Raw genomic sequence first — 14867 nt, forward strand, 5'->3', positions numbered from 1 at the left:
TATCGTATACCTTAATCATTCCAGGTGCGACCAAGCCTAATCAGATCGAAACTAATCTTCAAACGCTGAGTATTCAACTAACTGTAGAAGATCTTAAGCAGCTTGATATTCTTTTTAGCCAAAATAACTTGTTTACAGATTAGCTGATTGTCAATTTATAACTCTATTAGCGGGCGCTTATAAAGCGCCCCTTTTCGCATTTTACGTACACTTATTGGATAGTAGACAAAAAAGAGTTCTAAAGTTTTCACTTTAGAACTCTTTTAACAGATGCATTTATTTGGTAATCGTAATTTGTTTGGATGCAGTATTATAGTTCACCTGATACCCCGAAAGCTCGCTAATCACTCGTAATGGAACCAGCGTGTAGCCGTTAACAATAACCGGAGCTGTGATGTTCGTCGAATAACTTCGGGAGTTGTTTAACTCATATACGGCAAGGGTCGAATTCTTGACTTGAAGCACTACCTGTTTGCCGTCTGTAGGTCGATTCAGAATAATCTTTTTGGTCGATTTTTCATAATTCACCTCGTAACCTATCCGTTCACTGATAAAGCGCAGCGGGACCATCGTCGCCCCATTAATGATCCGAGGAGCCTGAGCCATCGTCGTAGCACGACCATCGACATAAGCTGATTTAGCTCCTGGTGTCAGGGTGAACGAAGATGAATAGGAGGAAACCGCATTGTTAGGATATGAAGACGTTGTACCAGAAGTGGTTGTCGTAGTAGAACTCGTCCCGAATGATGAACTACCGGTACCAATCGCTCTATTGCGAATAGCTTCTAGCCGATCCAGCAGATCGCTTTTACGGGTTCCGCTCGGCAGATCACTGATTGCATCTCTGGCAGAACGCCAGTCGGACGCATTTAGACTGTTTTCCGCAATTCGCATCAAATCTCTTGCTTTCTCATAGTTCGATGAACTAGATGAAGAAGAGTAGTAACCATCCGAATCTGTGCGTTCTGATATCTTTACACCGCTAGATTCTCTTCCATTGCTATTGACAGTCACGACCTTAATCTCATACCAGCGTCCTTCTCGCAAATCCGTGATTTTATAGGACTCAGAGCTTGTAGTCCCCTTATAATCACCATCCACATATATCTTCACCTTGTCGGCTCGACTCGGCATATCATAGGTGATTTTGATCCAGGTGTCGCTTTTGCTATCTACTTCAAGATTGGACACTTCTGACGAATTGGAAGACGTACTGTCCGTTGTGGCAGTTAGTCTCACACCGGAGGACAATGTACCTGTGCTTCGCTTAGATCTTATCGTGAACGTATAGGTCTGGCTTGCCGAAAGATTGTTGAAAGTATAGGATGTTCCTGTTGAATCGGTTACCAGTTGCCCGTCCTTATACAGACTGACCGTACTAATTCCGCTAGGCCTTGTCCAGGAAACAGTAACACTATAGTTATTAACTGATGTCACTGAAGCACCTGTCACATCGGGCACGATATCGGTAGAGACCGTAGAAGTTGTAACTGGAATACTAACTCCTTGAGATATATTTCCGGATTTGTCTATCGTTTTGACCGTTACGGTATAGGCTGTGGCAGCATTCAAGACATTAAACGTGTAAGACGTGCCTGTGGTTCTTTGAATTTCTGTACCATTTAAATAGACAATCGCTTGGCTTAAGTCAGCATCCTTAGGCAATATGTAATTGATGGTAAATCCATTATATCCTACATTCGTCGCTGCCAGTCCGCTTACTTCTCCTGGTGGTGTCTTATCCACAGGACCATCAACGGAAGCCGTTTTAGCCTGTATTGTTGTACCGAGAGATTCATTTCCACTCTTATTCACCGTTTTCACGCGAAAGGTATATGTCGTGTTCGGCTGTAAACCGCTTAACATATAAGAGTTACTTCTAATGTTATCTACATACACATCGTTAGTAACACCAACCACTTTTACGTGGTCAAAATTGATGTCCGACGGATTGTTCCAGGACAAATTTACTTTTGTTGTTTCTGTAGGAACCGCTGTCAGATTGCTTACCTCTGCCGGCGCGATATTCGCAGTCACCATTTGGCTCGACATTACTTTTAGCATTTGGTTAAGATAGGTGTTCTGACCATAACCTTTGGTTAACGTAGTCACTTTCGGACCTGAAGTAACAGGCACTTGACTACCTTGAGCGGTTGCTAATTTGGTATGTAACTGTGTTGTATTTAGGCCAGTCAGATTTGAGTAATGCCTCTCAGTCGGCAACGCGCTAGCCACTGCATCGGGTGTCAAAATGCCATATCCCGTATTCAAAATCAGTGTAGCCGTTGCGAACGGAGCCATCCATTGACGCAAACGTTTTTTATTCATATTCTATGCTCTCCTTGATACCAGTATGGAAATTTTATTTGTCAAAAACTAATAAGTTAAGCTTACAAGCCCTTCTGCTGCAATCCAGCTTTTAAAATATGTACCATAATGTACACACGTTCATTTAACTGTTATCGGAATTTGCATACAAAATGTTTAGGCTTCACACCGTATTTTTACTGATAGGGGGTCGCGCATACAATAGGGATACACATTTTGACAAGTTAAATGAAATTACAATTATCGTTTCCAGGAGCGCTAAGCTGTGTGACGTTGGCATCTGCCGTAAATATTCGATATATCGTAACTTTCTACCGTTTAATAACAATGCATTATAGGATATATTAAATTTTAAGTAATAAGAGAAAGAGGTGTATTATGTTCAAAAATGCCTTTAAGATGTTTGGTGTCATTGGTAATATTGAAGCAATTTCATATCTACTGCTTGTGTGTATCGCTATGCCACTTAAATACGCAGCTGGAATACCGCAAATGGTAAGCTGGGTGGGTATGATCCATGGGGTACTGTTCGTGGCTTATGTTGTAGCGACTGTGGTTATGCTGATTATGCGGAAAATAACGCTACTGCAAAGTCTTGCTGCCTTGATTGCCTCACTGTTGCCGTTTGGCCCCTTCATTTTTGATCGTAAGGTGCTTAAGAAAGCCGAAGCACGTGCGAGTCATACCAGCCCGATAAAAGCTGCATAAGCATATACAAGGGCAAGTGCCAATACAACAACGCGGCTTTCTCTTCCCACTCATGCAGCAGTATACAAAAACAACCGATGGCTCTAAACCACTCGGTTGTTTTTGTATACGCGAATTTTAAATTGTTACTTTCCCTCGCAGTAAGGGAGACTCTAACTTTGTCATTCTTGTTGTCCCTTTCTGCTATATTTATGTAATCACAACAACTAATCTCTCGGGTAATTTACACTCATAATATCCATAAAAGGAACTTTATCCGTTTCTCCATTACTCTCTACATGAACCTTCCCTGTTCTTGGGTCCATTTTAACAATCTGTCCGCGGGTTGTTTCTGCGCGTCCCCATACGGTCAATACAACCTCGGATTGCTCTCGTTGTGCTTCTACAAGCTGATTCCCGATTTCCTCCAGTACAAATTCATCCCGAGTAGGCCGTTTGGGTACCTTCGCTTTTGCCACTTGCTATCACCCTTCCTTCACGCAAAATCAAAATCAAATTCATTCTATTTTACCATACTTTTCATCATTTGGTGCTGGTAATGTGAGTAAAATTACGTCTCAGAACCACAAAAAAGCCGAGTTCTCAAAAACGAGAACATCGGCTCTCTAAAGTTACTTGTTGGAGCTCATAGGAGAGATTGAAAATTGAAGAGACAGGATTATTTGACCAACTGTGGAATGTAATCCACGATATTATAAATAGGAGCACTGCTCTGTTGCGTAACGGCCAAAATCAATGCACCTTCGAGCATCGAAATGATAAGTACCGCCAGACTGCGTGCCTTTTCCTCGTCCCAGCCCGATTCCTGAAGACGCTCCATATAGATGTGCTGCCAATCTGTAAACGTATTCACACAAGCATGACGTAGCGATTCACTAATACAGGAAGTTTCCGCAGCAGCCCAGAAGCCAATCGGCATGAAGTCGTTAAAGCCGGTACGGTCTGCCTCCTCAGCTGTATTACGAATAAAATCCTGAATGGCTAGCACTGGATTATCATTCCCGTCCAGTGTCTGTTTTAATTTTTGCTTTATAAACTCATTCCCTCTTCTTATGCACTCCAAAGCCAATTCTTCTTTACCACGCGGAAAATAATAATAAAGTGACCCTTTCGGTGATCCACTCTCCGCAAGAATCTGATTCAGTCCGGTCGCGTGATACCCCTGATGAAAAAAGAGCTTCGATGCGGTTTGTACGATATTCTCGTATGATTCGGGTTTAGCAGCCATATACAGCATCCTTCATTATTTAATATTTACAACTTATACTTTGACAAAAAAATAACAACATGTTTATTATATATAGACCGATTGTTATAATTCAACACTATTAATTTATTTGGAGGAACAAAAACAACATGAGTACAATGAGTCAAACAAGTTCACCCTCTGAACCCAAAACGTTCAAGGTGCTACCTATTATGATTGCGCTGCTCCTTAGCGGCTTTATTGGGATGTTCAGTGAAACGGCACTTAACATTGCACTGAATGATTTGATGCAGATTTTGCATATTACAACTGCAACAGCCCAATGGCTGACAACCGCTTATCTGCTTACACTCGGTATTTTAGTACCTGTATCGGGATTGCTGATTCAAACCTTTACGACAAGACAGCTGTTTGTGACATCGTTGCTATTCTCAATAGCCGGTTGTCTCGTTGCCGCACTTGCACCTACTTTTTCAGTGCTATTGATCGCACGTATTCTTCAGGCTATTGGCACGGCGTTGTTATTGCCATTGATGTTTAACACCATCTTGATCATTTTCCCAGCTGAAAAGAGAGGCGCGGCTATGGGGATCATCGGATTGGTCATTATGTTCGCACCGGCAGTGGGCCCTACCATTGCAGGACTGGTACTGCAAAATCTGTCTTGGCACTGGATCTTCTGGATCTCCCTTCCGTTCTTGGTTCTCTCACTGATTTGCGGTATTTTATTTATGCAAAACGTTTCAAAAACGACCAAGCCCAAAATTGATTTTTTATCTATCCTGTTATCTTCCATTGGCTTCGGCGGTGTCGTGTTTGGTTTCAGTAAATCCGGAGAAGGTGGCGAAGGTTGGGCTAGCCTGATGGTTCTGCTTCCTGTGATTGTCGGTCTGATATCGTTGATACTGTTCTCTGTACGTCAATTGAAAATGAAGCAGCCTATGTTGAATTTGCGTGTATTTAAATACCCTATGTTTGTTATTGGCGTTATTATGGTGTTCCTATGTATGATGACGATCCTTTCTACGATGCTGATTCTTCCACTCTTTTTGCAAAAGGGGCTGGCTCTGTCTGCTCTAACAGCAGGTTTAGTACTTCTGCCCGGTGGGATTATCAACGGCCTCTTGTCTCCTATTATGGGTTCATTGTTCGATAAATTCGGTCCCAAGTGGCTTGTCATTCCAGGACTTGTGATTGTAGCTGCTGTTTTGTTTTTCCTGTCCGGCATTACAACAACATCAACTCTTGTACTCATTATTGTGCTTCATAGCTGCTTGATGATCGGCATTTCCATGATTATGATGCCAGCTCAGACAAACGGCCTAAATCAGCTCCCTATGGATCTATACCCAGACGGAACAGCTATTATGAGTACGCTCCAGCAAGTCGCTGGTGCAATCGGTACTGCCGTAGCGGTAAGTATTCTCTCCAAAGGCATGGACAGCTATTTGAGCCAATCCAGTATGCCTGAATCCGTAAATGAAATGGCCAATGCCATGACAATCGGATCACAAAATTCATTTTTCTTTGCGATGATCATCAGTGTGATCGGGTTGATCCTTGCCTTTTTCATCCGCAGAGTTCATGTTGAACATGGCACTGCCAAAGCTCCCATGCACTAATTCATAATTTTCATGTGACCCCAAATTAAAAATATGTGAATAAACTTAAAGACTGCTAACCATATCACTATTGGTTAGCAGTCTTTTTGATATGAATTTACATACACATTCGTCAATTACATATTTACAAAGCACCTTCATTTGGTTACGATATGATTCATGAGTTAAAGCGTAAAAATTACGATTACTATTAAGGAGGACTTCCTGTTGTTTAAACGTTCGTATTTTAAACTATTTATACCTGCGGTAATGGCGGTAATGATGGCAGCCTGCGCTTCTTCTCCGTCAGCTTCACCCTCTCCATCTGCTGCACCACAAGATAAAAGTGTCACCTTATTGTTCAACGTGCAGAGCTCTACTATAGACCCCCATTCAGATGTAAATTACACAGCTGTTCGTGCTGGAGTAAGTGAAACACTGATCAAAGTGAACAAGGATCTTAAGCTGGAAGCTTGGCTTGCAGACAAATGGAACAGCAAGGACGGACAGCACTGGACCTTCAACATCCGATCAGGTGTGAACTTCCACAGCGGTAAAGCCGTCAATGCTGCTGCTGTCAAAGCCTCTTTGGAAAGAGCGTTAAAGCTCAATTCATCGGTCAAAAATGCGCTACATATCCGTGATATTCATGCGGATGGACAGATTTTGACCATTACGACAGACAAGCCTTTCCCAGAATTTGTGTCTGAGCTGGTTCATCCGAATACGGCTATTATAGACACCACAGCTACAGGTGACCTCCCATCTGGGACGGGACCGTTCAAGGTTGCCAGCTTCCGTGCTGGAAGTGAACTGAATTTAGATCGCAATGAACAATATTGGAACGGTGAAGTAAAGTTGAAACATGCCAAATTCATGTTTAACGAAGACGCCAATGCACGTCAGCTTGCTTTTCAAGCCAAAACTGCTGATATTGTGTATCGCCCGCCAATTGAAAGTCTGGAGCTATTGAAAGCTGATTCTACCGTTAAGGTTGACTCACTTCCTAGTTTGCGAACGCATCAACTTATTTATAATATGAACAATAACGATCTGAAAAAGACGGCTGTGCGTAAGGCATTCGATAACCTGATCAACCGTGATGAGATTGCCAGCGGTATCATGTCCGGCCAGGGAACCCCTGCTCAAGGGCCATTCTTGCCCGACTTTCCATTTTCGCCGGAATATATTACGAAAAAATTTGATTTAAATGCTGCACGAGAAGGCTTCAAGCAAGCTGGATATACAGTGCAGAACGGAAAAGTTGCAACCCCTGACGGCAAGCCGCTTCAACTTACATTACTAACTTACCAGTCGAGAGCGGAACTTCCACTCATTTCCCAGCTGATTCAGGCTAATGCTAAAGAACTTGGCATTACGATTGATATCCGTCAGGTTGATAATATTGACGAATATCTTGCCGCTCATCAGGATTGGGATTTAGCGACTTATAGTAGCATTACAGCCCCGCGCGGCGATGCAAGCTATTTTCTAAATGCGGCTTACATGCCTGAAGGAGCACTAAATTATGGGCGTGTGCATGTACCGGAACTCGCGAGTATGATTTCACAGCTGAACACAACCGTGAATGAGGAACAACGCAACAAGCTGGCGCTGAAAGCTGTCACACTGATTGACCAAGAAAATCTGCAATCCTTTCTGGTCCATCCAAACAACGTAGTGGCCTATCGCGATTACGTACATAACTGGGTAACTAGCCAAAGTGAATATTACTTGCTAACCCAGGACCTGGATGTGAACTAGCATGTTCAAATCCATGGCCAAAAAGTTTCTTGAACTGGTTTTGTTCTTTCTTATTCTTTCCTTTGTGAGCTTCTGTCTGCTTAAGCTTGTTCCGGGCGATCCCGTCCGGAGCATTCTCCGAGTCGATGATGTAGCTGTGTCCAATCAGCAAATTACGGATATGCGCAGCCAACTAGGGCTGGACCAACCATTACCTGTGCAATATGGTAAGTGGCTGGTTCAGTTGCTTCAGTTTGATTTTGGACAATCTTATTTAACCCATCGTCCGGTATTCACAGAGTTTATGGAAAAACTGCCTTATACGCTGCTGCTGACCGGAGGCTCTCTGTTCATTTTGCTGCTAATAGCTCTACCCTTGGGAACGATGGCTGCGCTCTACCGTAACCGCTGGATTGACAGCGCCAGTCGTGTGTTTGCCTTAATCGGCTCCTCGATTCCCAGCTTTTGGCTGGGGCTTTTGTTTATCGAATGGTTTGCAGTTAAATTGCGCATTTTGCCGTCTATGGGCGAAGGAACCGCTTTTCATTTGGTACTCCCTTCTCTTACCTTGGGATTAGCAATGGCGGCCGTTTATGTACGAATGATTCGCGCAAGTCTGATTGAAAGCTCGGGGCAAGACTTTATCAAAGCGGCGCAAGCGCGTGGAATCAGCCCCATCCGCATTTTTTTCAGACACATGCTTCGTCACAGTCTAGTTCCACTCATTACGGTATTCAGTGAGAGTATAGGCAGTCTACTGGGAGGCACAGTCGTAATTGAAGTGCTATTCGCCTATCCGGGGCTGGGAAAATGGATTGTGGATGCCATTGCTGCAAGGGATTACCCCATAATTCAGGGCTATACCGTATTTATGGCTGTATTCATTGTATGCATCAATATTTTGGTAGAGCTGTCCTACCGTTGGGTCAATCCTGAAATCGCTTTGAAGGAGAAACGTTTATCATGATAAAATCCGTACATGCGGAAAACGGGCAGCTCACTAGAACGCGATTGTCCAAAACATGGATCGTGTCGCTCTCCATCCTGCTCATTCTTTCAGCAATTACAGTCGTTCCGTTTCTTGTACCGCAAGATCCGTATCGTATCCAGATGGGGAATCGACTACAATCGATCAGCGCTACGCACTGGCTGGGAACGGATCATTTGGGCAGAGATGTACTATCGAGAGTCATAGCTGGACTTCGGACGACTGTCGGAACCAGTTTGTTGATTTTGGCAGTTTCGCTGGTTGTCGGGGTCCCTCTTGGTCTGTTTTCAGGATTTATTGGAGGCTGGATGGATCGTGTATTCAAGCGGGTGGTCGATGCCTTCATGACATTACCAGATTATATTTTTGCCATTGTGCTGAGCGGTTTGCTCGGACCAGGCTTAGTAAATCTTATTTTCGCGGTAACGGCGGTAAAATGGGTTGGTTATGCACGCCTAGTTCGTAGTACCGTGCTGGCTGAAAAGCAAAAGGATTACATTTCGTTATCCATACTAGCGGGTACCTCCTTCCTGCGGATTGTCATGCGACATATTCTCCCCCATGCAATAGGGAATGTTCTTGTGCTGGCTACGCTGGATGTCGGCAAAATTATTTTAATGATTGCCTCCCTATCTTTTTTGGGCTTAGGTCCACAGCCGCCAATTCCGGAATGGGGTACTATGTTGAATGAAGGACGAGCGTATTTTCAAATGGCTCCCCACCTGATGCTGGTTCCTGGGATAGCTGTCGTGCTAACCGTGCTACTGGCGAACGTATTTGGAGACAAGCTGCGCGACCGTTATGATGTTAAAACCCGGACAGAGGAGTGAACTGGTACATGCTGACTATTGAAGGCTTAACGATTCGGACCAATGTAAAAACGATTGTAAAGCAACTGGAGCTTGCCGTTCGTCCGGGGGAATGGTGTGCTCTAGCCGGCGAAAGCGGTAGCGGCAAAAGCATGACGGCGTTCGCTATCGGCGGACTTCTCCCCTCTTCTGTTAAAGCGGAAGGAATTATTGCGTGGAAGGACAATAATTTGCTGGATCTATCCGCTAAACAAAGACGTTCTTTGCTTGGTAGTGAAATATCTTACATTTTTCAAGACTACCATGGGGCTTTCACCCCCTTTCTGCGTGTGGGCAGCCAACTGGACGAGCTGATGCGCGCCCACGGCAAACAAGATCGCAAGGCGCGCAAGCAGCGCTGTATCGAGGTGCTGGAGCGCGTACAGCTTCCCGCCGAGCGTGTGTACCGCAGCTATCCGTTCCAACTCAGCGGCGGTCAATTGCAACGGGCAGCTATTGCGGCTGCACTCCTGCTGGAGCCGAAGCTGCTTATTGCCGACGAGCCTACAACGGCGCTGGATACGCTCACAGCTCATCGGGTGCTGCAGCTCATTGACCAAATCCGGACGGAAACGGGTATTTCCGTCTTGTGGATCACTCACGATCTGCGTCATGTACGCAAGTATGCAGATCGAATCGCAGTGATGCGCGAAGGTTCACTGGTTGAAATAGGTGAAACGCAAGCGGTGCTGAACCATCCGGACCACCCGTATACTCGTCGTCTATTGGCAGCTATTCCGCCGCTGTCTCCGGGCGCTCCAGCACGTTTACCTTACAACAGCACTGAAGAACAGGACGCAATGGAAAGGAGCGCTGCACATGAATAATCAAGCCGCCTGCGCTCAGCGGCAAGACACGTCTAATCCTGTCGTGACCGTCTCCGGTTTGACGAAGGCTTACACTGGAGGCAAAACGGTGCTGCAAGATGTTGCTCTGTCGATCTCCCCTCGAGAATGTCTGGGCATTGTCGGGGAAAGCGGCAGTGGGAAAAGCACACTCGCTCGCTGTATATTGACATTGGACCCATTTGATCAAGGTGAGCTTAGACTAGATGGGCAGTCTATCCGGGGATTAAAGCGGAGCGAGTTAAAACGGATTCGCAGCAGGCTGGGTGCAGTTTTTCAACATCCATCTGCGGCTTTGAACCCCAGACTAACCATCCTGCAATCCCTGCTGGAGCCACTGGACCAGCTTAAGTACTATGTTCCTTCTTTTATGACGGGTATGTCCTCAGAACGTCGGGATATAGCAGAACATTTGCTTGATATGGTAAAGCTTCCAGCCAGCTATCTGGACAAGTTTCCACATCAGCTTAGCGGTGGGGAAAAGCAGCGTGTAACCATCGCACGTGCCATCAGCACAGAGCCGGATTTTATCGTATTGGACGAGCCAACAGCAAGTCTGGATGTGACCACACAAGCCACCGTTTTAAATCTGCTCAAGGATTTGCAGGATGAGCTAGGATTGGCTTATCTGTTTATCTCACATGATCTGGCGGCTGTGCACTTTATGAGTGATCGAATCATGGTCATGAAAGAAGGCAGTGTGCTTGAGCATTTTCCCAAGGAAGCATTATTTCATTCGGATCGCCATCCCTACACACAATCATTACTGGAGGTTTTTTCAACATGTTGCCTTCCCACCGAGCCTATCTTGCTTTAGCTATCCCTTTAATTATTTCGACGATTACAACCCCGCTACTCGGTGCGGTGGATACAGCTGTAATCGGTCATTTGAGCGATTCCGCGTATTTAGGCGGTGTAGCGGTGGGCACTCTTATTTTCAATACTTTATATTGGCTGTTTGGCTTCCTGCGAGTCAGCACATCAGCTTTCACGGCCCAAGCCGCGGGGGCACAAAATAACGACCAGGGCATAGCTGCTCTCATGCGCCCACTGGCCATTGCTTTACTCATTGGTGCGGTATTCATTGTGTTACAAAAGCCCATTCTGTTAGCTTCTCTGCAGCTAATCCATCCAGCTCAGGATGTGGCAGCGCAGGCAGCAATTTATTTTAACATTCGTATCTGGGGAGCCCCTCTTACATTGGTGAACTATGTGCTGCTCGGCTGGCTGATGGGATTATCCCGTGTGAAGGCTACATTATTTTTGCAAATTACAATGAACGTAATCAATATGGTATTAGCTATTGTATTTACACAGATGATGCATTGGAATGTCACTGGTGTAGCAAGCGCTACTCTGATTGCGGAGGCTCTTGCATGTATATTGGGTCTCGTTCTGGTGTTCCGCTCATCGATTTGGAGAGAATGGAAGCAAAGCGGACAGATGAATTGGCGAGGATGGTTTGGAGCTTCAGAGTTGAAAAGTGTCATGGCAACAAACCTTGATCTTATGATCCGTACAGCCTGTCTGCTGACGATGTTTAATCTGTTTACGGCGCGCAGTGCGAGCTTTGGAACCGATCAATTGGCGGCAAACGCTATTTTGTTGCAGATCCATTACATTATGGCTTACTTTTTTGATGGGTTCGCCAACGCCAGTAGCATCATGACAGGTCAGGCTCGGGGTGCCGGGGATCGTAAAATGCTGCAAAGGGTTATTCACTTGTCCTGGTTCTGGACACTGGTGACCAGCGTAGTGACAGGAGGATTGTATTTCGCACTGAAAGAGCCGCTTATCTCACTATTTACGGACAATGCTACAGTGATTAGCCTTACAGGCCCTTATAATGGGTGGCTTGTGGTCTTTCCGCTGGCAGCCGGGCTGGGACTGGTATTCTACGGTGTGTTTACGGGGATGACGGTAACGTATCCGATCCGTAATTCGATGCTGATTTCATTGCTCTGCTTTTTGATCGCTCTCTTCTGGTGCGTTCCCCATTATGGGAATCACGGACTTTGGCTATCCTTTATCGTATTTGCACTAGGACGGTCACTGTTTCTTGTAATCTATTTACCTCGCTTGCAGAGGATATAGCAGCACCTGATTTACATCGCTCTCAAAAACAAAGGATGTCCCATCCACCATGTACGTGGTGTTGGGACATCCTTTTATTATTTATTCATACGGCTTTCAGGTTAGGAGTTTGCAGATACCTCTACTCGCCTTGAGGAACGGTCAAGCCTAAACCTTCGGCTACACGGCGTCCGTATTCAGGATCAGCTTTGTAGAAATGTCCGATCTGACGCAGTTTGATTTCATCACTTTCTACGGGCTTCATCGCATTTACGATGTTTCGGACCAGGCGTGCACGCTCTTCTTCACTGAGCAAGCGGTATAGGTCGCCCGGTTGTGTGTAGTGATCATGATGATCGTAGGCTACACTTTGAGCTTCGCCAGACACTTCAAAAGGAGCCATTTTGTGCGCAGGTGATTCTTTGGGTCCACCGAGACTATTAGGCTCGTAATAGACAGATCCTCCGCCATTGCTGTCACTGCGCAATGCACCATCGCGTTGGTAGTTGTGAACTTCCGCATGCGGACGGTTGATCGGCAACGAATTATGATTTGCACCTACACGGTAGCGATGTGCATCGCCGTAGGCAAACAGGCGTCCTTGCAACATTTTATCCGGGGATGCCTCAATACCAGGAACAAATGAACCCGGGGAGAATGTCGCCTGCTCTACCTCAGCAAAATAGTTCTCAGGATTGCGATCCAGCACCATGCGTCCAACCTCGATCAGCGGGTAATCCTTTTGAGACCATACTTTTGTCACATCAAATGGATCAAAGCGATACGTATCTGCATCTTCTACCGGCATAATCTGCACATGAAGTTTCCATGCAGGAAAATCACCTTTTTTGATGGCATTAAACAAATCTTCTGTATGATAATCCGGATTTTCACCAGCAATTTTCGCAGCCAAATCCACATCAAGATTTTGCACACCTTGCTCTGTTTTAAAATGATATTTCACCCATACTGCCTGTCCTTCGGCATTTACCCACTTGAACGTGTGACTACCGAAACCATGCATATGTCTAAGAGTAGCTGGAATACCGCGGTCAGACATTAGAATACTTACCTGATGCAGCGATTCAGGAGATAAGGACCAGAAATCCCAGACCGCATTCGGGTTTTTCAGATGGGTTTGGGGATGGCGTTTTTGCGTATGAATAAAGTCAGGAAATTTAATGGCATCCCGAATAAAAAACACAGGTGTATTATTGCCCACGAGATCATAGTTGCCTTCTTCTGTATAAAACTTCACCGCAAAACCACGCGGGTCGCGTACAGTATCGGACGAGCCCAGCTCACCCGCCACTGTAGAAAAGCGAATAAACATCGGTGTACGCTTGCCCACCTCAGACAAGAAGCTTGCTTTTGTATATGCAGACAAATTATTAGTAACTTCAAAATATCCGTGTGCTCCTGCACCTTTTGCATGAACGACACGTTCCGGCACACGCTCCCGGTTAAAATGTGCCAATTTCTCCAGCAGATGCACATCCTGAATTAGTGCGGGACCCCGCGAGCCTGCTGTGATCGAATTTTGATTATCTCCAACAGGAGCGCCCCAGCTTGTAGTCAGGTTCGTTGGTTGGTTACTCATGATTGAAATCACCTCTTGAATGAATTGGTTGACTATGTGTCTTTCACTATAAATTGTGCACAAACAAAAATCAATACTTTTTTATAATTATTATAATTTAGGATTTAGAATTAGTTTAAAATCATAAATAAAAAAGCAAGCCCTATAAGGCTTGCCGTATATGCACTACTGTATTTATTTACTAATTAGTATGCTTCCATTTTCACGTTCTGTAATGATTCCTTTGATCACTTCTCGAAGTTTTGCCATTGAGGCTTTCAGACAATATTCATATAGAATTCATCATAAAATCATAAAAGTAGCTGCTTGCTATCGAGAAAATCCAAGATATCCTGAACCGACGGGATTACCTCCCGCCCTTCAGTGGATACGATTAGATCCGGTTCCAACGGTGCTTCATAAGGAGCATCAATCCCCGTAAAATGATGAATTTCTCCGGCGCGCGCTTTCTTGTACATTCCTTTTGGATCGCGTCGCTCACATTCCTCCAGGCTGCACTGTATATATATCTCATAGCAACCTTCCTGCTGTAAAATCTCCTTTACCATTTCACGATCTTCACGATAAGGGGAAATGGTGGCGCAAATGGTTAGGACACCCGCATGTGCCATTAGCTTTGCAACTTCAGCAATACGACGAATATTTTCTTTACGGTCAGCGGGTAGGAAGCCTAGATTCCGATTTAAACCATGCCGAACATTATCCCCATCCAAAATAAACGTGTGTATGCCTCGTGCATATAACGCTTTTTCAAGTGTGGAGGATACCGTTGATTTTCCCGAACCAGACAGCCCTGTAAACCAAAGCACCGGACTTTTATGGCCATTCAAAAGCTGACGCGCTTGCTTATCAATATCGGACACATGCCAGGTTATATTCGAAGATGGTTCCATTCAGCACCTTCCTTTTTCATGAGATATTATAGT

Annotated in this window: 13 protein-coding genes; 8 read left to right on the forward strand and 5 right to left on the reverse strand. The window is 45.0% G+C overall.

The window, feature by feature from the left end; translation table 11 throughout:
- Positions 1-276 precede the first annotated feature (276 nt).
- On the reverse strand, positions 277-2328 hold the full coding sequence (locus MKY75_RS12700; protein WP_340885569.1) for a stalk domain-containing protein: 2052 nt from the start codon (positions 2326-2328) through the stop codon (positions 277-279).
- 378 nt (positions 2329-2706) lie between these two features.
- Between MKY75_RS12700 and MKY75_RS12705 the strand changes: the two genes are divergently transcribed.
- Positions 2707-3036: a DUF3817 domain-containing protein gene (locus tag MKY75_RS12705; protein ID WP_069011816.1), complete on the forward strand. Its 330-nt coding sequence runs from the start codon at positions 2707-2709 to the stop codon at positions 3034-3036.
- A gap of 206 nt (positions 3037-3242) precedes the next feature.
- On the opposite strand, the gene MKY75_RS12710 is transcribed toward MKY75_RS12705, so the two are convergent.
- Both MKY75_RS12710 and MKY75_RS12715 read right to left on the reverse strand, forming a co-directional pair.
- Positions 3243-3494, reverse strand: a complete 252-nt coding sequence (locus MKY75_RS12710; RefSeq protein WP_029515150.1) for a YolD-like family protein — start codon at positions 3492-3494, stop codon at positions 3243-3245.
- A 200-nt stretch (positions 3495-3694) separates the two neighbouring features.
- Positions 3695-4264 (reverse strand): TetR/AcrR family transcriptional regulator, encoded by a 570-nt coding sequence (locus MKY75_RS12715; RefSeq protein WP_029515149.1) that lies wholly within the window; start codon positions 4262-4264, stop codon positions 3695-3697.
- A 137-nt stretch (positions 4265-4401) separates the two neighbouring features.
- Between MKY75_RS12715 and MKY75_RS12720 the strand changes: the two genes are divergently transcribed.
- The 7 genes from MKY75_RS12720 to MKY75_RS12750 all read left to right on the forward strand — a co-directional run bounded on the left by MKY75_RS12720 (position 4402) and on the right by MKY75_RS12750 (position 12362).
- Entirely contained in the window at positions 4402-5865 is a 1464-nt protein-coding gene (locus MKY75_RS12720; RefSeq protein ID WP_340887090.1) for a DHA2 family efflux MFS transporter permease subunit, read from the forward strand.
- A gap of 207 nt (positions 5866-6072) precedes the next feature.
- Complete coding sequence (nikA, locus tag MKY75_RS12725) at positions 6073-7608, forward strand: nickel ABC transporter substrate-binding protein (RefSeq protein WP_340885571.1); 1536 nt, start codon at positions 6073-6075, stop codon at positions 7606-7608.
- Between the two features lies 1 nt (position 7609).
- Positions 7610-8554 (forward strand): nickel ABC transporter permease, encoded by a 945-nt coding sequence (gene nikB, locus MKY75_RS12730; protein WP_165146512.1) that lies wholly within the window; start codon positions 7610-7612, stop codon positions 8552-8554.
- On the forward strand, positions 8551-9405 hold the full coding sequence (nikC, locus tag MKY75_RS12735) for a nickel transporter permease (RefSeq protein ID WP_340885574.1): 855 nt from the start codon (positions 8551-8553) through the stop codon (positions 9403-9405). The genes nikB and nikC overlap by 4 nt, the downstream gene beginning before the upstream one ends.
- Before the next feature lie 8 nt (positions 9406-9413).
- Entirely contained in the window at positions 9414-10250 is an 837-nt protein-coding gene (locus tag MKY75_RS12740) for an ABC transporter ATP-binding protein (protein ID WP_340885577.1), read from the forward strand.
- The gene (locus MKY75_RS12745; RefSeq protein ID WP_165146521.1) at positions 10243-11085 is read left to right on the forward strand and encodes an ABC transporter ATP-binding protein; all 843 of its coding nucleotides are present in this window, start codon (positions 10243-10245) and stop codon (positions 11083-11085) included. The genes MKY75_RS12740 and MKY75_RS12745 overlap by 8 nt, the downstream gene beginning before the upstream one ends.
- Entirely contained in the window at positions 11052-12362 is a 1311-nt protein-coding gene (locus tag MKY75_RS12750) for an MATE family efflux transporter (RefSeq protein WP_165146524.1), read from the forward strand. Before MKY75_RS12745 ends, MKY75_RS12750 begins: the two co-directional genes overlap by 34 nt.
- A gap of 121 nt (positions 12363-12483) precedes the next feature.
- On the opposite strand, the gene katA is transcribed toward MKY75_RS12750, so the two are convergent.
- Together katA and cysC are read right to left on the reverse strand one after the other, a co-directional pair.
- Positions 12484-13941 (reverse strand): catalase KatA, encoded by a 1458-nt coding sequence (gene katA, locus MKY75_RS12755; protein ID WP_340885580.1) that lies wholly within the window; start codon positions 13939-13941, stop codon positions 12484-12486.
- 290 nt (positions 13942-14231) lie between these two features.
- Positions 14232-14834: an adenylyl-sulfate kinase gene (cysC, locus tag MKY75_RS12760; protein WP_340885582.1), complete on the reverse strand. Its 603-nt coding sequence runs from the start codon at positions 14832-14834 to the stop codon at positions 14232-14234.
- Positions 14835-14867: the final 33 nt, after the last annotated feature.

This window comes from Paenibacillus sp. FSL L8-0663 (assembly GCF_038008125.1).
GTDB lineage: Bacteria > Bacillota > Bacilli > Paenibacillales > Paenibacillaceae > Paenibacillus > Paenibacillus polymyxa_D.

Excerpts from the sequence above, each read along its gene's own strand:
- MKY75_RS12700 (WP_340885569.1), bottom strand. The coding sequence starts at position 2,328 with ATGAATAAAAAACGTTTGCGTCAATGGATGGCTCCGTTCGCAACGGCT.
- MKY75_RS12705 (WP_069011816.1), top strand. The coding sequence starts at position 2,707 with ATGTTCAAAAATGCCTTTAAGATGTTTGGTGTCATTGGTAATATTGAA.
- MKY75_RS12715 (WP_029515149.1), bottom strand. The coding sequence starts at position 4,264 with ATGGCTGCTAAACCCGAATCATACGAGAATATCGTACAAACCGCATCG.
- MKY75_RS12720 (WP_340887090.1), top strand. The coding sequence starts at position 4,402 with ATGAGTCAAACAAGTTCACCCTCTGAACCCAAAACGTTCAAGGTGCTA.
- nikB (WP_165146512.1), top strand. The coding sequence starts at position 7,610 with ATGTTCAAATCCATGGCCAAAAAGTTTCTTGAACTGGTTTTGTTCTTT.
- nikC (WP_340885574.1), top strand. The coding sequence starts at position 8,551 with ATGATAAAATCCGTACATGCGGAAAACGGGCAGCTCACTAGAACGCGA.
- MKY75_RS12740 (WP_340885577.1), top strand. The coding sequence starts at position 9,414 with ATGCTGACTATTGAAGGCTTAACGATTCGGACCAATGTAAAAACGATT.
- MKY75_RS12745 (WP_165146521.1), top strand. The coding sequence starts at position 10,243 with ATGAATAATCAAGCCGCCTGCGCTCAGCGGCAAGACACGTCTAATCCT.
- MKY75_RS12750 (WP_165146524.1), top strand. The coding sequence starts at position 11,052 with ATGTTGCCTTCCCACCGAGCCTATCTTGCTTTAGCTATCCCTTTAATT.
- katA (WP_340885580.1), bottom strand. The coding sequence starts at position 13,941 with ATGAGTAACCAACCAACGAACCTGACTACAAGCTGGGGCGCTCCTGTT.
- cysC (WP_340885582.1), bottom strand. The coding sequence starts at position 14,834 with ATGGAACCATCTTCGAATATAACCTGGCATGTGTCCGATATTGATAAG.